Source organism: Halobacteriovorax sp. ZH5_bin.2, from assembly GCF_043196375.1.
In the GTDB taxonomy this organism is placed as follows: Bacteria; Bdellovibrionota; Bacteriovoracia; order Bacteriovoracales; family Bacteriovoracaceae; genus Halobacteriovorax_A.
In genome coordinates, this window is sequence record NZ_JBEBMJ010000004.1 from 39273 (window position 1) to 62047 (window position 22775).

Here is a 22775-nt window from a genome sequence, read left to right on the forward strand (position 1 = left end):
TTACGGAAGTAAAAACATATAAAAGTCAAAACCATTACTTGGCGAATCAACTTCTACAACATCTCCTCCACCAATTGATTGCTCATGACGACTTATGCGAGATGAAAACTTTAATCTCTTAACTTTTTCACTGGCGATTCTATAATCTGTTGAAGCATTGATTTCATCATAATCAACAACATCACCAGACTTAAGATTTAACATTAAGTTAAGCGATTCATTACGTTCATTTCTTACAATAACCTCTGGATATAATTTGAAATTTACAAGTTCAGAAACAATACGATCTTCCAAACGATATGGTGGTTGACCTCCATATAAACGAACTGAAGTGATATTTCCTAAATCTTTAATAAAGTTAGAAATTGCTTGCTCAACCTTTGTAGCACTATCTAAATGGGCCAAAATCGAATGACCTTCCGAATTTCGCATAATTAATGCAACACAGGTTGCAACACCATAGGTTTGGACAAATGCGTGTTTGGCCGCAGATGTATAGATATATTCTCTTTGGAAAACCTCTGGGATATCAGTACGGTCTAATACAGTATTTGCTAAACTTGAGTTAGCGGCTAGGAAAGTGCTACTAAAAAGAATATAAAAAAGGGCCATTTTCATGGCCCTATTATACTAATTATAAATATTTGAAATTAATTTTTGAAAAGCTTTCAGTGGCCGTAAAGAATTATGACAGTAAATTCATAATTTTTCGTACTAATGATACCTTTTTCTCATAAGGTGGATAGCGTAAATCATTTTCCAAACAAAAGCTTCGCTTCATAACTGCCTTCTCATGAGAGAATAGCTTAAACGAAAACTCACCGTGATAGGCACCCATCCCTGATTCTCCGACACCACCAAATGGTAATTTTTCATTCGACAAGTGCACGATCGTATCATTAATAACCATTCCACCACTGCTAATTGATTCGATGACCTTTTTCTTATCTCCATTAGAGTCAACGAAAGCATAACATGCAAGTGGTTTATCATAGCTTTTAATAAATGCAATCGACTCATCTAAACTTTCAGAGTAAACGATAGGTAGTATTGGCCCAAAGATCTCGTCTTTCATAATAGCGCTATCTTTATCTGCTCTCACATATGTAGGAGAAATATATAATTGCTCCTTATCCACATCTCCCCCAATGAGAACAGAGTCTTTATCGATTAGGGCCGTAAGCCTATCAAAATGTCGCTCATTAATGATGCGTCCATAGTCGTTGCTTTTTTTAATTTCGTCGCTGTAAAATTGTGTGAGGTACTTTTTTGAAGCAGCTATAAATCGATCTTCATCAGACTTTTTAATTAGAATATAATCAGGTGCAACACATGTTTGGCCTGCGTTGAAAAACTTTCCCCAAACAATTCTTTTGGCCGCTAAGTCAAGGTTCTTAGTTGTTACAATGGCCGGAGACTTTCCACCTAACTCAAGAGTGAGAGGAGTTAAGTTTTTAGCAGCCGCTGCCATTATGATTCGACCGACATGGCCATTTCCAGTATAGAAAATATAATCAAATTTTAAATTTAAAAGCTCAGTAGTCTCCTCCACACCACCTTCAATAACAGCTGCAATTTCACTATCAAGTGCACTAGTAATGATTTCATCAATAATCTTAGAAGTTGCAGGGGCCATCTCTGAAGGCTTCACGATAACCTTATTTCCGGCTGCGATTGCACCGATAAGAGGAACTATCGCCAACTGAAAAGGATAATTCCAAGGAGCAATGACTAAAACTTGTCCATATGGTTCGTAGTGAATTTCACTTCGTGCTGGCATAAATGGGAGCGGTGAAAAAACTCTCTTTGGCTTCATCCACTTCTTCAACTTCTTTTTCATGAGTTTAATTTCATGCAAACAGAAATCTATTTCAGAAAGATAAGACTCAAAAGCACTCTTATTTAAGTCTGCCTTTAAGGCAGCAAGAATTTCGCTCTCACGGCCCTTTATTTCGTCCTCTAAGGCCTCAAGAGCACTTATACGATCATTATACTTTAAATTCTCACGCCCTTTTTGAGCGCAATAGGCGGTCGTTATATTATTATCCATAGAGGTATTATAGCTGTTTTTAAGTTTATCAGGCAAAAAAAAGCCTGACTCATGGCCAGGCTTTTTAAAAGGAATAATAGTTAAGTTTGAGTTAAATTTTATTGTCCAATTGATTGAGTTGATGAGCTTGAACTAGTTGAAGTAGCGGCAGGAGCTTCTGCTTCAACGCTTGCTACATTATCAGAGCTTGCATACATATCATCACAATTCGTTCCAGACTCATTTAATGCAAATACATTTGATACACTTACTAGAAATAAAAATACTAATGCTAACTTTTTCATAATTTCCCCCATTATGGTTTTGTTTCTTTGCTATTTATAAAGCAAGAGCAATGCCAGTTTCTAGAATGTATTTTCAAATACTTAGAAAGATAAAAAGTGAAATAATTTGAACAGTGATTAGAAATTAGACAAAAAAAGGCCCGTTCTAAAACGGGCCCATAATAAAAGTTTTAATTTATAAACATTTTATTGTTGATCAGATGTTGTCCCACCAGGATTTGTCTGTGGCTCAGTAGAAGTTGGTACTGGCGTAGCTGGTGTCGTGTTTCTATTGTCTAAGTTAACCTTAGGACAATCACCATCTTTTTCACCTGTTACTGCACCATCTGCAAAAATACTAAATGATCCAAGAACTAATAATAGTGTTAGTAGTTTCTTCATATATCCCTCCAATTACATATTTAGGTTTACACCAGCAGGCTTAACAATTGCTAAGAGTGATTGGAAGGCCTGAGTAACTTGTAAGGCCATCTTATGTCCTGCTTTTGATTCTACTTTAAGAATCTCACCGTAGTTATCATATTTAACGTTGATCTTACCTACTTTATTCATAGTAATCTCAACTGGCTTACCTTGAGCATTGTATTGAAACTCAAGAGCTCTTTTTTGTTTTGTCTTCTTGTTGTAATCCATCATTTTTGAAATACGACCTTTCGAATCGTACAGTAGAACTACAGACATACCTTTAGAGTTATTTGCTTTCTTCAGGTTACCTTTTTTATCGTAGTCAAATTCTGTCCATCCACGTGGGTTTACAACTTTTGTAATCTTCTTATACTGCTTGTGGTACTCAAGCTCTACAAAGTCACCTCTTGAAGAAGCTTTCTTAACAAGAAGTCCATCTTTATTATATTCAAAATTAGTTACGTGGTTTCCTCTTTTAATTTGTTTTGGAAGAGAACAACACTCAGTATAAATCGTTTCAGTTTTAAGCCCATTGATTACAGTAAGGATTCTATAAGTATAGTGAGATCCGTCTGGTTTCTTCTTGATCTCATACTCGTAACGATTTACAACTTCTTTTTTAGTAGGAGATTTCTTTGCAACAAGTGTCCAGTAGTGGAAGTCAGGGTTCTTAGGGTTACTCTCATAAGAGTACTTAATCACCTCTCCACTTCTTTTCGTAAGCTCTTTTACAAATTGAGTTTTCTTCTCATAAGAAATCTTTTGAGATGATCCATCTTTATAAGTAATAAGAGTCATATTGTGATTTGCATCGTAATCGTACTTAAAGTTATTTCCTGAAATATCCTTAGCATCTACTAAGTTATAATTTGTGTCATAAGTATAAGTTGTCTTCTTACCTGCTCCGGATTCAACAGATTTCACAAGACCATTTGGATACCATTTGAAGAAGATTTGCTTTGCCATTGAATCTTTGATCGACTTAAGAGAACCCTCTTTCGTATAATCAAGATTAACAACATATCCGTTCTTATCTTTTACTTGAACAAGCTTACCATCTTTATTGAAATGGTTTTCCTTTCCGTCGTTATACTTTCTAATATAACCTTTTGCAGTTTTGATAACCTTTTGAAGCCCACGAACATTTGAATAAAGTTCAGTTCCAACTGCTAGGTTTGAAGATACATTGAACTTCTTAGCATACGCTTGTCTAAGTTCAGCATCATTAGTTAGCTTTGTAACTAAAGTTTTAGCAACCGTCGTTGAAAGAGATGTTTTCTTTCTCATTACATCCACGATTTTCTCAGCAGCGGCTTTAGCATCAACGGCCTGTCTTGGTGTAAAACGAGTTTTAGCACCTGAACCATTCTCGTGAACTGTTACTGAACCATCTGCAGAAACAACTAAGAAAGTTTCATAATCAGAACCCCAACCATAACCAAACCATCCTTTCCCAGGTGATTTCGAGTTGTACGTTCTTTCAACAACTAGGTCATTTCCACCACCAGGTACGATAATATCCGTGTACGTAATGTAGAAATTTCCATTTTTCAGATTTACACCAGCGATCGATGCCAGTGAAAACAAACATAGTACTAATAGCTTTAAACTGATCCTCATGACTTGTATCCTTATTTAGTTAAAGAATCTTCATTCTCTCCATAGTCATATCGGAGGCCTTTAACCAAAACTTAAACATATATTAACTTTATTCCTTAATTTTCACTATTTTAAGAATGAAGAAGGTACCGATACCGTCTAAAACACAGGCGACTACAAATAAGACAATCCCAATGGCCGAAGAAAACATCTTTGGTAGAAGGGTTGGATCATTTGCAGAGAAAATAGCTAGAATTACAAAAGGCATGGCCGCAATAGTAAAGCCTTGAAACTTTCCTTGTGCCGTTGCGGTATCAATTTTTTGTTTCAATCTAATCCGTTCACGAATAACAGAAACGATAGTGTCAAAAACTTCGGCAAGATTACCACCGGTTTCGCGTAAAATATTAACACTTGAAACGAACATATCATTATCTTGAGTGGGAATTCTTTCTGCCAAGTTTTCGAAGCACTCTTCCAATGTCACCCCAACTCTATTCTGCTGGAGGATAATATTAAACTCTTCAGAGATAGGAGGTGGCATTTCATCAACAACCATTCCTAGAGCCTGAGGGACTGATAGACCCGCTCTAAGACCATTAGAAAGAAGTGTAAGGCCATCTACCATTTGATTTTGATAAGCTAGAATACGGCGATTGACGAGATAGTCAACAACAGGTTTAGGGGCCTTAAATCCCACAAAGCCTACGACTAGTCCTAAAAAGGCTCCTCCTCCCCAGCTTCCGAGAAGTCCAAAGATAATGAGAGTAAGAGTTCCTAAACCAAATGACAGCGCCAAAAGTGCATAGGTAACATGATCAGGCTTAACGTCAATAAAGAGTAGTTCAAACTTTTCTAAAATATATGTTCTCGTCCCAAAAGTTTGTTTTTCAATAAGATCAAAAATACCAACAGAGTATCGATAACAAAAAAGAAAGAAGATTAAACCTACAAGTCCAATCAATCCACTTCGTCCAATTTGTTCAATAAAAAAGCTCATTTAAACCTCTCCCCTCTAAGCCTTCTTCTTTACAGGAGCTGTGCCATTAGTTGGTCTAGGTCTTCCTTGAGGCTGACCAGGTCGCGGTCTTTGCTGACCCTGTTGCGGCGGCCTTTTATTTTGAGGTGGAGGTGCTGGTTTCTTTGCAGGAGCTCCGCCACTTGCACCAGGAGCATTTGAAAATAAACCACGAGGGATATTATATCCTTGTCTCTCGAGCGTTTCGATAAACTTAGGTATAAAACCTGTCGCTTGGTGTGCTCCAATAATCTTTCCACTTTTATCAATATCTTTTTGTTGAAAGAGGAAAATATCCTGAAGAGTTACAACCTCTCCTTGAATCCCTCCAATCTCAGTAATATGGGTAATTTTACGAGAACCATCATCTAGACGAGATGCTTGAATGATCAAGTGAACGGCATTTGCAATCATTTCTCGAATTGCTTTAGGAGTAAGACCTGCTCCCGCATATTGCACAAGTGTTTCAATACGGCCAATACACTCTCTTGGATTATTCGAGTGAACCGTTGTAAGTGAACCATCGTGACCAGTTCCCATTGCCTGTAACATATCCAGTGTTTCACCACCACGACACTCACCAACAACAATACGTTCAGGACGCATCCTTAGACACTGCTTAACGAGACAACGAATATCAATTTCTCCATCACCTTCAAGTGATGGTGGACGTGTTTCAAGACGAACCACGTGTTCCTGAGGAAAGCTAAGTTCGGCCGAGTCTTCACAAGTAATGATACGCTCATTGGCCTGAATAAAACTTCCAAGAATATTAACGAGAGTTGTTTTCCCGGAACCGGTACCACCTGAGACGATTATATTTTTATGTCCTTCAACTGCGATACGAAGAAAATCGGCCATATTTTGTGTGAATGAACCAAATTGAACAAGGTGCTTATAAGTTAATCGCTCTTCAGGGAATTTACGAATAGTGATACAGCATCCATCAATAGCAGATGGAGGGATAATAGCATGAACCCTTGATCCATCGTGAAGACGAGCATCTACATATGGAGTTTTTTCATCAATACGTCGGCCAATTGGTGCAACGATTCTTTCAATAACATTTAAAACTTGTCTATCGTTTGAAAAAGTTACTTTAGAAAGTTTAACCTTTCCATCTTCTTCATAATAAATCTTATTAGGTCCTACGACCATGATTTCAGAAATGGCCGAATCAGCTAGAAGATCCTCCAAAGGTCCTAAACCTAGTGCCTCATCAAGAATTTCCTTAACGATACTATTCATATCGTCACGGTTATTTAAAATACCTTTTGTATCTTCTTTACCAAGAAGATCAATAACTACTTTCTTAGTTTTCTCTTTAAGAATAATCTTTGCTTTTGGATCATTATCATCATCCTTTGAAAGATCCATCTCTTCAACCAGACCTTTGTGTATCCTAAGCTTAAGATCACGCCAACCATTTGCAGCTGCACCAGTAGGACGGTCTTGTTTCGTTCCAACCTCAGTTGGCTTATTTAGTTTAGCCAACTGACTTAAGATACCTTTTCCATTGATCGTTCGAACTAGCTCTGTAACACCTTTTGCAAAGGCACTATTTTTTGCGGCCAACATAACAGGTTTTTTCTGATTAATGGCCATTGCACATGTTTGCTCATCTTTTAAGATTTGCGCTAGCACTGGACGTCCAACAGACTTACCCGCAACATCAGCAGTAACAGGATGTCCCTTTTGTGCTTGATTAAAGACAAAGTGAATCATTTCCTTAGGAAACATCATTGTAATAAGTTCTGAAACAAGTCGCTTTGTTTGATTTAACGCCAGTAAGTCTGGCGTGATGACAACTAAGATCATTGTTGAATGTTCGAGGGCCTTTGCTGTAAGATCGGTAATTTCTGTTCCCACATCAATAACTGTAAGTGGATACATACTCTTTACGGCCTTTAAAACTTTACCTGCACCGTCAACACTCATCCCTTCAGTTGCAACAGGATCATTTGGTAATCCTATATAGTGAACACCGCTTGGATGCATATTCACAAAAGGTTGAAATGTTCGAGGATCAATATTTCCATTAAAGTTGAATAGATCCTTTAAGTTCTTATTTGTTTTGATACCAGTTAGTAAGTTTAAGTCACCACTTGCTCTTTGATCAAAATCAAGAAGCAGTGTCTTAGAGCGCTTTTCACCACTAAAGGCGAAAGCTAGGTTTGTGGCAACTTGGGACTTCCCAACACCGCCTTTACCACCAATAACTGTAATAATATGACCTTCGGCCACTATGGCCCCCTCTTTCTAAATTTTCTTTTAATATCTTCAGTCCCTGTCGAGGCACTCTCGATAATTTCAGGAGTGATAAAAACAACAAATTGCTCTTTCGACTTAGAGACATCTTTGGAACGAACAAATGAGAAGAGTGAAAAGACCTGTCCTTCCTCACTTCCATCACTACCTGTCGTTGAAACACCATCAGGTGGATCTTTATCATATTCAGTTGCTGTTTTATTTATCGAAATACCACCAACAACTGCTGATTCACGAGATTTAACAATGATTTTTGTATCGAGATTATTAGTCTGCTTATCTGTTCCTTGCGAAGAGGAAACCCCAAGAATAATATCTAGGTTAATTTTTTCTTCTTGAAGAATCTTTGGCGTTACATCCAAATTAAATCCTGCTTCAATAACTTTTGCTTGTTGAAATTCCCCTGTCCCAACAGCAACGTTTCTTTCCGAACCTTTTGAAAGCTTCGCTTTCTCACCGTCTTTAGTAATAACCATCCCCGACTGAACAATACGTGCATAGCCAGCGGCCTTTGCAGAACTTAGTTTAGGAAATAATTGAGAAATCGTTCCACCAAAGTTACCGGCCGATGATGTCGTTACCGTTCCACCATTTTCAGTTCTTCCAAAAACGATTTGTCCACCAGTTGTACCAACACTTGGGTTCCACTTAAAACCAAAAACACGGTTATAGTCTTTAGATAGCTCAACAAATTGAGCAGTAATTTTAATTAGCTTTGCTGCCTGTGGTGGCTGAGGTTTTCTATTAATTGCAAGAAAGTTTCTAATGATCTCACCTTTATCAAGTTGTTGAACAGAATCAGTTCTTCTGGCCAAACTTTGAATTCTATCAGGTAAGTAAGTTGCAGCAATCTTAACAGCTAGGTTACTCTCTTCTTCTGAATTAACAATTCCTTCTAGTAGGTAAGAGTTATTAAAGAATCTAACTGTTACATCTTTCAAGTTATTTCTTCTAAGTCCCTCTTGCATTTCGCGAGAGATAATTAAATAAGTTTGAGGAGATACTTCAACAAGATTTTTCACATCAGGGTAATCTTCTAATACTTTTACAATACGTCCAATATCCCCCGGGACAATAATCTTTCCTTCAACAAAAACTTTTCCACCTTTAAGATTGATCTCTAATCCTTCAATAGGTCCTAGCTGCTCTTTAATTTCTGCAATAAGCTTTGATTTCTCTGTTGCAGTAACTGTAACAAGGTAGCGCTTTTTTATGGCTCCCAGTCGATCACGAACTGTAACAGATGTAATCCCAGGTGCCTCACCTTTTAGAACAAGCTCACTCGTTCCCGCTGCAGTATTTACAGGTTGTACTTTTAGAATTCTCTGATTAGCGATTTGTACACTGCGAGAAGTGATTGTGAAATCGATTGGTAGAACCTTATCAATTCCAAGAACTACTTCAACTTTCTCTTCAGATACTCCAATACCAGAAGAAGCCTGCTGAGCGCTGGCCGTGAATGCAAATATAAATAGAGTTAAGTACGTTAAAATTCTCATTAATTCTTTTTCTTATATTTTTCGTTAAAGAAGGCCCTTGCTTCATTCTTATCTGAGTCTGAAAGAATATCGTAAAGTCTAGTTCCTTCAATCATTGCCTTTTCACCATCATTAATATTTCTTAATGTTAAGATTGGTTTATTTGGTTGAAAGACATAAAGGTGTGCAATTTTTTGTGCCTGAAACGGACTAAGCTCTAGTGTTACTGTCGTATAATTCGAGTAAGTATTAAGCTTCATCTTTCTAACAACTTCTTCAGTCTTAACACCTATAAGTGGAATATTATTTGAAACGCTCATCCCCGTTGAAAGAACACGAACATCTTGAAGAATCGTAACAATCTTTTCTTGATCCTTTCTCGCTCCACCTGTGTAATCGATAGGTGCAAGAACATCAACACGATCTCCAGGACGAATGAGTTTCCCAACAGAACTTCTTTCATCAACTTGGAAAGCAATCGCTCGCATTCCAACTGTTACCTCTCTTGAAAGACCTGTACTCTCTCCAGGATAAGTTACACGGGGTTTTGTAATTTGCTCACCTTTTAGAATTGGAACTGTTGCAATTGTATTTTCAATTTCTTTAACTGTTTTAAAACTTCCAGGAGCTAGAAATTTTTGCGGAACTGTAATGATTGAAACCTTCGTTTCATCTAATAGATCGAACTCTCGAATATCTTCTTTAGCAACAAGGACAGAACTCATTGTTCCATACTTTTTGATCAAAGCAGATTGTTGATCTTCGATATAAGTGTGGACCATAAACATGGCAACACCTGCAATAATAAGGGCCAGCGTAAAAGCTCTAGTATTCATAAAACATCCTGTTTTACTTTGTTAAGTAATCAATTAATATTTTAACAAAAAACAAGCATTTAGTTGTAATGAGGCATTTTTGGCTACTTATAGCTACAAGAAGTTACCGGCGAGAGAATCGTGGCGTCATTGGCCCTAAATAAAACATCACCTGGTTTAGTAAAGGTTTCGCCGCAAACACCAAAAAGAGTGAACACCTTAATACAACTTGTATCTTCAGGATCTCCTGCCTCTTCACAATTTTCTTCTTCAGCAGGAGCCCAAGGTAAACTAGGAATCTTAAAAGTTGATGAGATTGGTGTACTATTAGACTGTAGTGTCTTATTCCATCCAATCATAAAGCCGCCGATTTCACTAAAGGTTCCACCTAAGCTTTTGATATCGTTTGCACCGATACCATCAGAGTTCCCTTTTAAGATAAAGAATGTATAAGTTCGAGTAGCTTTGTTTTGATTAATTGAAGCATTGATTGAGTTACCAACAGTAATGAGCATCACAACCATGTAAAGAAGTATTGGGATAAAGATCATTGCCTCAAATAAGGCCTGACCTTCTTCATTTTTTAAAATAGTTTTTTTCTGATTAGGATTCAAACTAACATCCATTATCATAAATTGTTGAGTTCGTACTTGAACAATTCCCATTTCCTAGATCTGTCGAAACTTCAGAAAAGGCACGACAAACCTGAGCAAGGCACTCTCTTATTGTAGGCTCCTTTCCAAGAAAGGACTCTATTCTAAAATCTAAATCAATATCTCCTGTTAATACCTTCATAACTGAAAACTTAGTTTTATAGTCTAAGTAAGTACCACTTAGAAACCATTGATTCGTTGATTTTGAATTAAACTTAATTTGGCAATCAGTACCGCAATTAACCATATTGTAAGAATTGAAGACTGCTGTTGCATTTTGACGAGCAAGAGAATCATTTTGAATCTTATTGTCAGCAACGAGATAAGCTCTCGAGGCCATAAAATTCGCATATTGTAGTAAGTAAGTATTTGTGTAGTTAATTGCAATCTTTGCAAAGACAAAGAAGAAGGCAATAACAAAGGTAAAAGTCGATAAGAATTCAATTGTCGACTGTCCTTTCTGATTTTTAATTTTTTTATGGAGATTCATCATAAACCCCTACAGGAGAGAAGAAGTGAGATCTTCCTTCATCATTATTATAATAAAGTGGATGAACCGGATTACCGTAAGTTTTTCCATATGTATCAACACTCCCCTTGTCACCATAACGAGCTGAGTATTCCATCGAACGGGCCAATGTTCCAAACATCCCTTCACCAACCATATTTTGAAAGCCTTCACTTTTAAAAACAAGCATCGCAAAAGATGTAACGACAACAAAGAGTAAAATGTACTCAACAGTTGACTGTCCTTTTTGGCCTAAAAGAATATATACTTTTTTATTTTCCATCCTAGAAATATCCATGAAATAAGTATAACAGGGGCAAATGAAAATTTCTTCCCAAAAATCTTTTTAATCTGAACAACATTACCTTCCTTGAAAGCCTGAATAATAAACTCAAGATTCTTAAGTATATTTGTAATGAATACAGAAAGCCCCACAATGACTGTAACAACAGAAAGTGATATTAGGGCCTGATCCTGATGTGCAACAGGAATTAAAAGAAACAAACTTGCTAAATACTTGGAGTCCCCGCCTCCCATTATCTTCAAAATGAATAGAAGAAAGCCTGCGAGAAATATCCCCAACGGATAAAGAAGTGTCTCAATTCCAATTATGTAGTTATTTGGGAAAAAGAATACGAGAACAAGAAATAAAAAAATATTTCCGATGGACCACGCATTTGCAATCTTACGTGATTGGATATCGATATACGATACATACAACAATTGAATAAAGATAAAAATATAGACACTAACTGGCACTCAAACCTACCTATCTTGGTTTACATAAGGTGAATGCCAACATCCTCTCGGACATGAGCCAGTTGCAAGTTCTTGCGACAAATGGAATGCAAAGCTTTTAAAAAAGCCTGTTGTATAGACTCCTATTCCCCTTGCCATAGCAATGGAAATACCGGCGAAGAACGCTAGGATAAATATATACTCTATTAAAGCCTGACCGCTTTGAGACTGACGTGACATACCTAATATTCTACATTAAGTATGCAAAAGGTTTTGGTGAGAAAGTTTTTCCTCCGCTCTCTAGAGTAGAGTGCTGAATAGTCGCATCAGACTAAAGAGCGGAAGAATTAGTTCCCTTGTAGTTCACGAAGTAGGTTGTCTGTGTTTCCGAAAACACCATCTGTCAGAGTTGTAATACCTTCAGACGCCTTTTCCTTAAACTTCATAACAAGCATCGCTGCAACAGCAACAAGTAGAATATACTCTGTTGATGTTTGACCTTCTTCGTCTTTTAGAAACGCTAGTAAGGTTTTCATTTCATACTCCTTTCAATCACCCCAATTAGTGGGGTTGAAACTTAAATAACTACTTGAAAGTTTCGGCAATATCTGAGTAAAGCTTTAACTTTTCTTAATAATATTTTAACACTTAGCGGCGTGGACACAAAAAAAACTGATTTTTGTTCATAAAACCCTGTAATTACTACCGTCAAGTGCTTTTAATTCTGCCTATTATTGTTGCCGTTTGCGGTTTTCGGGTATAATTTATGAGTGAGCTAGATGGGTACTAAATAAAGTTGTTTCGCCCTACAAAGCTTAGAAAGGAAGTGGTCACTGGTCACGGTGAGCAGGCCCATGAATAAGTGGGAAGCCTAAAGTGATTATCACTACATCCACCTGTCGTACGACGGGCGGAAACTTTCATCGCTCATCTAGCTCATTCACACTACCCTTTCGATTGTGCAATCCAAAAAAATCTTTTCAAATCATCAATATCTAGTAGAATTTAAGTTATGGATATTACAAAATTTGAAAGAAACACGGAAGTATCAACAAAATGGATCGAAAACCTTGCTCTCGAAGAGATCAATATGGACGAAAGTGGTGTTGTTAGTTTTAACGACCATTTAAATCCGGCATTCCAACTTGAAGAATCTTCAATTAACTTCATGAATAAGCTCAGAGATCTTTTTGAGATTTATGTCCATAAATTTAATGAATACCGCGGTGATAATAATACGATCAAGATTTTCAAAATCGCTAATACGATCAATGACTTTATGATCTATCGCAACTCACTTCGTCTTATTTTTGCAAGAAAGTCTGATGATCTTATTTCAATTGGCTTTTTGGCCAATGGAAAAGACGTCTTTAGTGCAAGAACAAATGAATCACAAGTTCATGGTGGCGGTCACCTACATGAAATTCGCGCACATATTGGGCCATTTAACCAAATTACTTGGCGCTTTGAAAATGAAGTTGTTGATTGTGATGCACTTGTAAGACACTACTTAAGCGAATTCATCAAGCTTTCGGCCCGTTAATAAGTTTAGATATAGTTGATTGTATCTTTAGACTCATGTGTTTCTTTAGAATCAAGACCTACTCGTAACTTTTGAACAGAGTATTCTAAAGACTCTTCTACTGATGGAAGGCGTAAGTGAAGATAGCCTTCAGCATTCGTTATATTCATATTGAAATTAAGTACACCTGAGCTATTATCACCTACTTTAGCAGAGCTCATAATTGGATATGGCCATTTACCTGAAGAAATTAATTTTCCTGGTTCTTGAAACTTTTGACAGTAAAGTTTCCCAAAGGCATATGTCGACATAAAGTCATTGGAGCTAATTTGTAACAGGCGATTTTTAAGACCTCTCTCAACACAGATCTTAATTACCATTCCAAGATAATCAATATCGAGAAAGCCAGTCTTAATATAATCATCTAACTCTATTTCTTCTCTTGCATGTAGCTTTGCTTGAATTTTCTCAAAGAGGTTTCTTCTGACATGAACACCTCCTCTTCCATAAAGTCTACAGACTCTAAACACTAGATAATTGAGTGAAGACTTTTGAATATAAAACTCTGCAGCGGCCTGAGTCTTTCCATAAGTTGTTGTTGGATCCGGAATATCTAATTCAAAATTTTCCGATGATTCTCCAGAAAAAACAAAATTAGAAGAGAGGTAGATAATTTGTGATTTATAGCGCTGACAAATATCTGCAACGGTGAAGAGACCACTTGTATTAAGTGCGTCAGCTCTTCTCTCACTTAGGGCACAATCAACAATTGATGAAAGTCCTATTGCATAAATAGTAATGTCCGGCTTAAAGGTATACATGATTAACTGAACTTCTTGTTTACTATGAACATCACAGGGAACAGTTGTAACACCATCAATAGAGACAGGGTTCTTATGGTAAGTTCCAACGATTTTGTAGTCTTTCTTTAAGAAGCTTGCAAGCGATGAACCCACAAAAGAAGAAATACCAAAGATTAAAATTGTCTTGGTTCTTTGTTCAGTCATGTTTCTATTATATAGGTAAGATTTGATTTTTGAGAAAAAAAAGAGGAGGCAACTATGTCCTATTCAGGACCATAGTCGCCTATATGATTAGTTTATCCTATTAGTTTTAATGCCACATTTGGCACTTGGTTTGCCTGTCCAAGAACAGAGGCTCCCGCCTGAATTAAGATATTGTTCTTAGTCATGTCGGCAGTTTCTTTTGCCACATCAACATCTCTAATTCGCGATTTAGCTGCACTTAAGTTCTCGTCGCTAACTCCCAAGTTGTTGACAGTTGATGTAAGTCTATTCTGTAACGCACCCATATTAGCGCGATAACCGTTGACTGCGACCAACGCATCGTCAAGTTTCTTAAGAACTGCTTGCGAACCTTCTTTAGTAGCAACACTTTCTGAGGAAAGTCCCAGCGCTGTAATAGTTGCGTCAGACCCTGCTGCATCGTACGTGAGTCGATCAAGCATTGGATCATTATTGACACCAACTTGAAATTCCAGTCTGCCCCCTGTCCCATCGAGCAGTTGTGTTCCGTTAAAGTTTGAAGACTTTGCGATCCTATCGATCTCGTCTTTAAGTTGTTGGAACTCGATGTCTGAAAATGCCCTTTCAGTATCCCCAATCGTGTCAGAGGCAGTCTGTACTGCAAGCTCTCTAAGACGAATGATGATATTTGAAACTTCATTTAATCCACCTTCTGCTACTTGGACAAGAGAGATTGCATCGTTTGCGTTTCTCTTTGCTTGCCTCATACCTCTGATCTGAGCTTTTAAGTTTTCACTAATTGCCAGTCCAGCGGCGTCATCTCCAGCTCTTGTAATACGTTCACCTGAAGATAATTTTCTTAAGTTGTCCCCAACTCTTTTATTTGTAAGTGACATTGCTCTTTGTGCTGCGATAGATGCCACGTTTGTATTAATTCTGATACCCATGATTAGTCTCCTTCAATCATCATATAAACCTCCTGTTTGATAATTGAGCTTCCAGCTCAATAAATTCGTTAATAATTAAATAATGCTTCTACGGATAAACCAATCATTCCTCTTTATATATTTTGCTAAGCAATCAAAGGTTGCAGTCTCCAATTGCCGTACATAACCTATCCAGTAGTATGCATATTATTGACTCCGTGTTCTTTACTCTAAAATTTTCTAAACAATGCTAGTGCCATCCGGCGCTGTCAGGGGTTATTACCCTTGAGCAGCTGCCTGGATTAAACTTAGTGCACTGTTTGTACTAGTGTTCGCTTGAGCAAGAACCGAAGTACCGGCAGTCATTAGAATGTTTTGTTTTGTTAAGTTTGCAGTTTCTGCTGCTACGTCAGTGTCTCTTACACGAGAGTTTGCTGCACTTAAGTTTTCAATCGACGTTGCAATATTATTTACCGTAGATTGAAGTCTGTTTTGAAGGGCACCAAAGTCCGCTCTAATACCAGATACTGAGATAATTGCCTGATCAATTGACGATAGAGAGTTCTGTGCAGAAATCTTATCAGCAACTGATGCTAAGTTTAGTCCAAGAGCTGCTACGTTTACGTCAGCTGATGATGCATCAAACGTTAATCGATCTGATATAGGGTCATTACGCGTACCGATTTGAATATCAAATACTGCACCGGTACCATTTAGTAGTGGTACTCTGTTGAATTCAGTTGAGTTAGCGATACGATCAACTTCAGAAGTTAATTGTTCGAATTCTACGTTTAGAAATTTTCTTTCAGTTGCTCCAATAGTATCCGAAGCTGCTTGTACTGATAGTTCTCTAAGTCTAATTAAGATATTTGAAACTTCGCCTAAAGCACCTTCAGCAATCTGAACTAGTGAAATACCGTCTTCTGCGTTTCTTTCAGCTTGTCCAAGACCTCTAATCTGAGCCTTTAGGTTTTCAGAGATTGCTAGACCTGCGGCATCGTCACCCGCTCTGTTGATTCTCTGACCTGATGATAATTTTTCTAGAGATTGTTGCATACCAAGACGTGTTCCACGTAGGTTTCTCTGTGCGTTTAGAGATGCAACGTTCGTGTTAATTCGTAGTCCCATTCTATCCTCCTTGACTGGGTACCGACAAGATTCCTTCCTGTCAGTCAGCTGAAATCCATGCAGCTGTACAATTGTTACACCACCTTATCGCTCCAAATTCTTAACTCTTTAGAAAAAAATTGTATATTTCTTATACGAAACTTTTTGCCTAGTTAAGAAGATAGTCCAGTGTTTATGGGCATTTTGAATTCTGGATAATTTTGTTCAAGATTTTAATTAGAAAAAAATGTAAAATATATGGACATGATACTTACAACTCTAGATCGATATTCTCACTTAAAAGATGCACTCAATAAAGAAATTGAAAAAGCATTTCATTATAAAGATGGCAATAGCTTTAATACTGATTTCTTCCAGCTAATGAAGGAGAGCAATCATAAGAACTGTCACCTTCTTCTTGATGAGAACGAGAATTTAATCGCCCACATAGGAGTAAGGCCAGTTACACTACATTATAAAGGCCATGAATTAAAAACATTACTTCTTGGAGGTATTATTACTAAAGAAGAGTTTCAAGGAAAAGGGCACTTTAAAAAACTTTATAATCATATCAAGAGCATTTATAAAGATAATTACTCTCTCGCCATTCTTTGGAGTGATAATATGAGTGTCTACAAAAAACTTGGCTATTCTCAATTCGGTTTAACGGCCGTTATTGGAGACACTCCTACAACTGAAGAAGAAATTAGACGTAGAGGCTATCAACATATTGCTATCCAAGAAATTCAGAAAGACAAATTAGAAAAGAAATACAACGAGTCTTATAAAGAGACTATTTCAATTAAAAGATCCTTAACAGAATGGAATGATATTCAAAAAATCACTTCGATGAAAATATATATGAATGACAATGATGATTATCTCTTCTTTGAGAAGGGGCAAGATTTAAAAGGAATTATTCATGAATGTTCATTCGCCAATAATAAAAAAGAACTTTCAAAATTTAAAGGTCTACAATTACTTAACCCAACCCCTTTAGACGAAGATTCATTCTACATCCATCTAGCTTGGGGAAAAATTATAAACACTACAGGATTTTCAAACTTTTTAAGGGCCATAACTAATAGCAAGGTGTCTATTTCAGAATTTCTAGCAGATACAAATAAGGTAACACTTACAATAAACAACGACTCATATTTATTTAAGAGAGAAGAACTACTCCCACTTCTTTTTGGCCCAGAACAAGCAGATGAGCTACAAGGCCTAATACCTCAAATCTATATTACTGGCGCAGATAGTATTTAATTAATTTCGATGCTTAAGTGTTCCATAACCTATCGCTCCCATAGATAATAACCAAAGGATTAAAGTGATGGTAGGATAATCGAGAAGTGCACCTCGGTAGAGATCCTGTTCAGATACAAATGACTTTCCAGCAAAAAACAACACTCCACCAAGAATATAAAAAGATAATAATCTTACGCTACTTGCAAGTGAGGCAATGGGCTTCCAAATTCCTTTATGTCTAATTTTCACTGCATAATTATTTTTTGCAAACTCTTTTAAAAACCACTTGAGATGTCTTGGTACAATTCGAGACGCGCTTAAGACATCTTTTGCAATCCACATCCCATCCTCAATAAAGCTATCTGTTGAGAAGCTATCCTTGATAATGTCATTGATATCTCCTTCTAGAAGACTAAAGATGTCAAAGTCAAGATCAAGAGACTGTCCTACTCCATCAAGAGTTATCAATGCTCTAAAAACAACAAACCATTCACTCGGTAAAAAGATATGATGTTCTCTTAGAGTTGTAATAATTGAACTTATAATTAGAGAGAAATTCGTTTGTTGAACAGTTAATCCAATCTGCGGACCGATTGCATTCTTTATATCAACAATTAGTTTGTCTACATCTGGCACGGTTTCGTAGACGGCTACATCTAAGAACTCATAGACTAAGTTTTCAAAATTTTGAGTTAAGATGGCATATATAATCGCTATAAAGTTTTGTCGAGCATTCTTGGAAAGGTTTCCAACAAGACCAAAATCAATCAGAGCAATCTTTCCATTTGGAAGATAAAAGAAGTTTCCACCGTGAAGGTCTGCGTGAAAGAATCCTTCATTCAGAAAACATCTCATAAAGATTTTTACACATTCATCGAGCTTAGAATCTAAATCAGCTATATGTTCACTAATTCTAGCACTATCACTAAAAGGAATTCCCTCAATCAATTCCATTACTAAGAGGTCATGACAAGTAAAGTCTTTATATATTTTAGGTAAATGAAAAATTTCAGATGAATCGTACTTGGCGATTATTTTCTTTAGTTTTTCACAATTAAGTGCTTCAACATTGAAATTCAATTCACTTTGAAGTGAAAAAGAAAAGTCTTCTAGAACTTTCGAGAAGCCTAAGAACTTAAAGTCATCTGTAGCCTTTTCAGTTTGAGTTGCCAAAAAGATAAGAATTGAAAGATCTGTTTGAATGATTCGATCAATACCAGGTCTTTTAACTTTTAAGACAACTTTTTCACCAGTAAGTAATTCAGCTCGATAGACTAATCCAATTGAGGCAGTTCCAATCGGCTGCTCTTCAACACTTTTAAAGACTTCTTCAATCTTTTTTCCTAACGATGCTTCGACATTCTTTTTAATGCCAGAGAAATGAATCGGCTTCACTTCATCTCTAAGTTTTTTCATATGCTTGATGAAGTCTTCATCAAAAATATCTTCTCTTGTACTAAGTAGCTGTCCAAATTTAACAAAAGCAGGGCCAAGCTCTTCAAAACAAAGTCTTAAGCGATACCCCATCACATCTCCCCATGAATTGTCATGAACAGAAACCTTTTGTGACTCTTCACTTTTTCTTGGGAAAACAAAGTTTGGGATTATATTAATAACATTTTGAGAAACAAACTCATCAAGGCCATTTTTAGCAAAAACAGTAGCAATCTCTCTTAAACGAGAAATATTTCTAATTGTTTTCGTTATTTTAAAACTCGTCGTTATTAGGCCCACATAATATCCTTTAAAAAATATCTATTATTTTATCACGATAGATTCAAAAGGTGCATAGCCCTATTGCCAGAAAAATGGTAAAAATAAGGAGTGAAAGAATTTTTTATTATTACATCGCTTTTATTTTCTCTAGTGACTCATGCAAATGATGAGACTTGCTCGCGCGTTGCAGTAATTAACCAACAAGAAATTCTTATTGATCCAAGCTCTTCTTTAAAGGGAGAAGGCCTTCGCTATCATCTTGAAAAAGATAAAGTGGCCCTAAGTTATTTAAATGATTATCAATCGCTACAGGAAGATATTTGGCGTCCTGCAATAATGGGAACTGTTGGTTCGGGCCTTATTTTATCGGCCTTTCTAACAAACCCTAGCTCAAATACCAGAAGAAGCCTTATTGCATCAGGAACGGTTGTTCTTATTCTCAACTACTTATTAACGAAGACAATTCAAACAAGTAATGAAGAATTACTTTATAAGAGTATTGATGAGTACAATAAGAGACAGGAACCTAAGATTTTTCTAAAGTCAGATGACCAAATTAATACACCTGAAGTTTATATTGAAAAAAGCTGGAGCTTCTAATGATGGACAATAAAGAAATTACTTGCCACGCGTGTCATAAAGCACTAGATCTTCAACCGGGACAGAAAATCTCATTAAAAGAAGAGTGTCCGTATTGCTACGCTAGTGTTCATTGTTGTAAAATGTGTAAGTTCTACGACATTACCGCATATAACGAGTGTCGCGAATCAAGTGCTGATCGCATTGTTGAGAAAGAAAAAGCTAATTTTTGTGACTACTTCGTCCTTAAGGGCGGTAGTGATGGCGGAGATAGTCAGGGTGACCTACTTGCCGCTGCAAATGCATTATTTAAATAAAGGAATTATTAATGGCAAATCCAATAACAAAACAAGGTTACGATACAATTCAAACTGAGCTTGACCACTTAATTAAAGTAGAAAGAGAAGAGCTTAAGGTTACAATTGCGGAAGCAAGAGAGCTTGGTGATTTAAAAGAAAATGCTGAGTATCACGCGGCCAAAGAAAAACAAGGAGTTGTTGAAGGACGTATTTCACAACTTCAAGGGATTCTTGCAAGTTGCGAAGTTATCGACCCTAGTACAATTAAATCAGATAAGATTGTTTTTGGAGCAACTGTATCAATTTTAAATATGGAAACTGATGAATCACAGACTGTTAAGATTGTTGGTGAGTCGGAATCAGATATGAAGAAAGGACTTATTTCATATAATAGTCCTCTAGGTAAAGCACTTATTGGCAAGGAAGAAGGCGACGAAGTTCTAGTGCGTGCACCAAAAGGTGATATTGAATATGAGGTGGAGAGCATTGAGTTTAAATAAGGATCTCCTATCCACTCAAATTTCTGATCTCTACGCAAAGCCTACCAAAACACTCGAAGCGCTTAATAAAAAAAATATACATACAATTAATGATTTGCTTTGGCTTATGCCAAGGCGAATCGTTAAATTACCAGAGATAGCAAAGTTTCAATATGCAAATATTGGTGATTTCTTTAGAGGTCGTGGCACTATCATTTCAATGCAGGCCAAACCCAATTTTAAATCAAGAGGCAAAGGACGAGCAGTCCTCTTAAATATAGCTGTTACCGTTAAGGATGATCTCAGTGAGCATTATATTACTCTTAAATGGTTTAACGCATATCAATCAATTCAAAAAAAATTAGAACAACTTAAACATCTTGAATTTTTAGGTGTCGTATCAATATTTAACGACTCACTACAAATTGTTAATCCTGAACTATTTGAAGTAGGAAAGTCAGATTCAGAAAGTGGTCTACGTATTACCTACCCTACAATTGAAAGTGTTAAATCACATCATATTCAAAAGGTATTTGATAAATTACCAAGCGGATTCTGGGACAAAATTCCAGAAATTATTCCAAGTAATATACTTGAAGACAAAGGTCTTCTGTCTCGCAGTATGGCCTTTAAATATCTCCACGGCAGAGTTCCTTCTGACAAATGGAGCCAAGAGAAATTTGATCAAGCAAAACGTCGAATTATTTATGAAGAATTCATCTATGATCAACTAAAGATCAAATTACGAAAAAACAAGAGAAGTGAATTATCCAGAAGAAGCCTTAAAATAAGCTCCGATCAGATTCATAAAGCTAAATCATTATATCCTTATGAATTAACCATAGACCAAGACAAGGCCCTAAACGACATTGTAAATGACTTTGAAGGAACGACACCTGCAATGCGATTAATCCAGGGAGACGTAGGTTGTGGAAAAACGACTGTTGCCGTAGCCTCTGCTTACTTAATCTTAAAGACAGGTGGGCAAGTCGCTCTTATGTGTCCGACAGAAACCCTAGCTCTTCAACACTACCGAGAAATAGAAGAAATTCTTGGCAACGATTTTAATGTTGAACTACTTGTTGGAAGCACTAAGACCAGAGAAAAGAAAAAAATAAATGAATCTTTAGAAAATGGTAGTTGCAATATCGTAATTGGAACCCACTCTCTCTTTCAAGACAGTGTAAAATTCAAGAATCTTGAACTCGCTATTATCGATGAGCAACACAAGTTTGGTGTCGAGCAAAGAATTAAACTAATGAAGAAAGGTGAAAACCCTCATTGCTTAATTATGTCAGCAACACCCATCCCACGATCTCTTAGCTTAACCAAATATGGTGACCTTGATATATCCATCATTAAAACAATGCCTGGAGGAAGAAAAGGTCAGAAAACTCGTATCGTTACAAATTCAAATTTGAATAACTACTTAAGTTTTGTGAAAACTAGGCTCGAAATGAAAGAGCAGGCCTATATTGTTGTTCCGGCAATTGAAGAATCTGAAAATGAAGATATCAGAAATCTTGAACACACATACGAACTTTACAAAAAATACTTTCCCGAGTTTAGAGTTGCCTACCTACATGGAAGAATGTCTCCAGATGAAAAACAAGCCGCGATTACAGAGTTTAAGGAACATAAGACAGATATTCTAATTGCGACTTCAGTTATTGAAGTTGGTATCAATATTATTAACTCAACTATTATGGCCATTCTAAGCCCTGAAAGATTTGGTCTCAGCAGCCTCCATCAGATGAGAGGACGCGTAGGACGAGGAAACAAGCAGGGCTTCTGCTTTCTTGTCACAGACAGAGAAATCACACCTGATAGTATGCAGAGACTACAAGTAATCGAAAAGTACACCGATGGCTTTAAAATTGCCGAAGAAGACTTAAAGATTCGTGGAGAGGGAGATCTCTTTGGGCAAGAGCAGTCAGGAGTCGTCACTCAGAAAAGATTGGCCAATATCGTCCTTAATCAAGACATCTTGTATGAAGCGATTGAGGATATAAAGAAGTACCCTAATGACTTTGATTCCATCATTAATTTTATGAACCATGATGAAAAAGTTTTCACTACGATTTAACTTAGCAAAAA

At 36.7% G+C, this 22775-nt stretch carries 24 protein-coding genes and 1 other RNA gene; 7 read left to right on the top strand and 18 right to left on the bottom strand.

The features are described from left to right. From ABMA76_RS11015 to ABMA76_RS11080, 14 genes are all read right to left on the bottom strand, one after another. Positions 1-618: a hypothetical protein gene (locus tag ABMA76_RS11015; RefSeq protein ID WP_392911132.1), complete on the bottom strand. Its 618-nt coding sequence runs from the start codon at positions 616-618 to the stop codon at positions 1-3. A 67-nt stretch (positions 619-685) separates the two neighbouring features. Next, positions 686-2050 (bottom strand): aldehyde dehydrogenase family protein, encoded by a 1365-nt coding sequence (locus tag ABMA76_RS11020; RefSeq protein ID WP_392911129.1) that lies wholly within the window; start codon positions 2048-2050, stop codon positions 686-688. A 98-nt stretch (positions 2051-2148) separates the two neighbouring features. Further along, positions 2149-2334: a hypothetical protein gene (locus ABMA76_RS11025; protein WP_392911126.1), complete on the bottom strand. Its 186-nt coding sequence runs from the start codon at positions 2332-2334 to the stop codon at positions 2149-2151. 186 nt (positions 2335-2520) lie between these two features. Continuing rightward, complete coding sequence (locus ABMA76_RS11030) at positions 2521-2715, bottom strand: hypothetical protein (protein WP_392911124.1); 195 nt, start codon at positions 2713-2715, stop codon at positions 2521-2523. A 12-nt stretch (positions 2716-2727) separates the two neighbouring features. Beyond that, positions 2728-4359, bottom strand: coding sequence for a DUF6531 domain-containing protein (locus ABMA76_RS11035; protein WP_392911123.1), 1632 nt, complete (start codon positions 4357-4359; stop codon positions 2728-2730). An 88-nt stretch (positions 4360-4447) separates the two neighbouring features. Then, positions 4448-5338, bottom strand: coding sequence for a type II secretion system F family protein (locus ABMA76_RS11040; RefSeq protein ID WP_392911120.1), 891 nt, complete (start codon positions 5336-5338; stop codon positions 4448-4450). A 15-nt stretch (positions 5339-5353) separates the two neighbouring features. Then, complete coding sequence (locus ABMA76_RS11045) at positions 5354-7600, bottom strand: ATPase, T2SS/T4P/T4SS family (RefSeq protein WP_392911119.1); 2247 nt, start codon at positions 7598-7600, stop codon at positions 5354-5356. Beyond that, positions 7600-9123, bottom strand: coding sequence for a hypothetical protein (locus tag ABMA76_RS11050; RefSeq protein WP_392911117.1), 1524 nt, complete (start codon positions 9121-9123; stop codon positions 7600-7602). Before ABMA76_RS11050 ends, ABMA76_RS11045 begins: the two co-directional genes overlap by 1 nt. Then, the gene (gene cpaB, locus ABMA76_RS11055) at positions 9123-9938 is read right to left on the bottom strand and encodes a Flp pilus assembly protein CpaB (RefSeq protein WP_392861100.1); all 816 of its coding nucleotides are present in this window, start codon (positions 9936-9938) and stop codon (positions 9123-9125) included. The genes ABMA76_RS11050 and cpaB overlap by 1 nt, the downstream gene beginning before the upstream one ends. Positions 9939-10021: 83 nt before the next feature. Beyond that, the gene (locus ABMA76_RS11060; RefSeq protein WP_392989038.1) at positions 10022-10531 is read right to left on the bottom strand and encodes a hypothetical protein; all 510 of its coding nucleotides are present in this window, start codon (positions 10529-10531) and stop codon (positions 10022-10024) included. Position 10532: 1 nt separating this feature from the next. Then, the gene (locus ABMA76_RS11065; RefSeq protein ID WP_392911113.1) at positions 10533-11060 is read right to left on the bottom strand and encodes a hypothetical protein; all 528 of its coding nucleotides are present in this window, start codon (positions 11058-11060) and stop codon (positions 10533-10535) included. Beyond that, a complete protein-coding gene (locus ABMA76_RS11070; protein WP_392911111.1) occupies positions 11047-11361 on the bottom strand; it encodes a hypothetical protein in 315 nt (104 codons plus the stop codon). The genes ABMA76_RS11065 and ABMA76_RS11070 overlap by 14 nt, the downstream gene beginning before the upstream one ends. After that, complete coding sequence (locus ABMA76_RS11075) at positions 11331-11837, bottom strand: prepilin peptidase (RefSeq protein WP_393061602.1); 507 nt, start codon at positions 11835-11837, stop codon at positions 11331-11333. Before ABMA76_RS11075 ends, ABMA76_RS11070 begins: the two co-directional genes overlap by 31 nt. A 326-nt stretch (positions 11838-12163) precedes the next feature. Further along, a complete protein-coding gene (locus ABMA76_RS11080; protein WP_021267549.1) occupies positions 12164-12352 on the bottom strand; it encodes a Flp family type IVb pilin in 189 nt (62 codons plus the stop codon). Positions 12353-12585: 233 nt separating this feature from the next. On the opposite strand from ABMA76_RS11080, the gene ssrS reads away from it, so the two are divergent. Next, positions 12586-12758: non-coding RNA, 6S RNA (gene ssrS / locus ABMA76_RS11085), on the top strand. A gap of 70 nt (positions 12759-12828) precedes the next feature. Next, positions 12829-13359: a hypothetical protein gene (locus tag ABMA76_RS11090; protein WP_021267415.1), complete on the top strand. Its 531-nt coding sequence runs from the start codon at positions 12829-12831 to the stop codon at positions 13357-13359. Between the two features lie 5 nt (positions 13360-13364). On the opposite strand, the gene ABMA76_RS11095 is transcribed toward ABMA76_RS11090, so the two are convergent. The 3 genes from ABMA76_RS11095 to ABMA76_RS11105 all read right to left on the bottom strand — a co-directional run bounded on the left by ABMA76_RS11095 (position 13365) and on the right by ABMA76_RS11105 (position 16378). After that, positions 13365-14345, bottom strand: a complete 981-nt coding sequence (locus ABMA76_RS11095) for an SDR family oxidoreductase (RefSeq protein ID WP_392911106.1) — start codon at positions 14343-14345, stop codon at positions 13365-13367. Positions 14346-14437: 92 nt separating this feature from the next. Continuing rightward, a complete protein-coding gene (locus tag ABMA76_RS11100; protein WP_021267659.1) occupies positions 14438-15271 on the bottom strand; it encodes a flagellin in 834 nt (277 codons plus the stop codon). 258 nt (positions 15272-15529) lie between these two features. Then, positions 15530-16378, bottom strand: coding sequence for a flagellin (locus ABMA76_RS11105; protein WP_021267425.1), 849 nt, complete (start codon positions 16376-16378; stop codon positions 15530-15532). 243 nt (positions 16379-16621) lie between these two features. Here ABMA76_RS11105 and ABMA76_RS11110 point away from each other — a divergent pair, with 243 nt between their 5' ends. Next, on the top strand, positions 16622-17623 hold the full coding sequence (locus ABMA76_RS11110; RefSeq protein WP_393061604.1) for a GNAT family N-acetyltransferase: 1002 nt from the start codon (positions 16622-16624) through the stop codon (positions 17621-17623). Here the strand turns inward: ABMA76_RS11110 and ABMA76_RS11115 are convergent, their stop codons facing one another. Beyond that, complete coding sequence (locus ABMA76_RS11115) at positions 17624-19339, bottom strand: ABC1 kinase family protein (RefSeq protein WP_393061606.1); 1716 nt, start codon at positions 19337-19339, stop codon at positions 17624-17626. A gap of 90 nt (positions 19340-19429) precedes the next feature. On the opposite strand from ABMA76_RS11115, the gene ABMA76_RS11120 reads away from it, so the two are divergent. Genes ABMA76_RS11120 through ABMA76_RS11135 form a run of 4 tightly spaced genes read left to right on the top strand, consistent with a single transcriptional unit; the run spans position 19430 to position 22764 of the window. Continuing rightward, positions 19430-19921 (top strand): hypothetical protein, encoded by a 492-nt coding sequence (locus tag ABMA76_RS11120; RefSeq protein WP_392861114.1) that lies wholly within the window; start codon positions 19430-19432, stop codon positions 19919-19921. Next, positions 19921-20217 (top strand): hypothetical protein, encoded by a 297-nt coding sequence (locus ABMA76_RS11125; protein WP_392911098.1) that lies wholly within the window; start codon positions 19921-19923, stop codon positions 20215-20217. Before ABMA76_RS11120 ends, ABMA76_RS11125 begins: the two co-directional genes overlap by 1 nt. An 11-nt stretch (positions 20218-20228) precedes the next feature. Further along, entirely contained in the window at positions 20229-20699 is a 471-nt protein-coding gene (greA, locus tag ABMA76_RS11130) for a transcription elongation factor GreA (protein WP_392861117.1), read from the top strand. Next, positions 20686-22764 carry an ATP-dependent DNA helicase RecG gene (locus ABMA76_RS11135; RefSeq protein WP_393061608.1) on the top strand — a complete coding sequence of 693 codons (2079 nt, stop codon included), beginning with the start codon at positions 20686-20688 and terminating at the stop codon, positions 22762-22764. Before greA ends, ABMA76_RS11135 begins: the two co-directional genes overlap by 14 nt. The last annotated feature ends 11 nt before the right edge of the window (positions 22765-22775 follow it).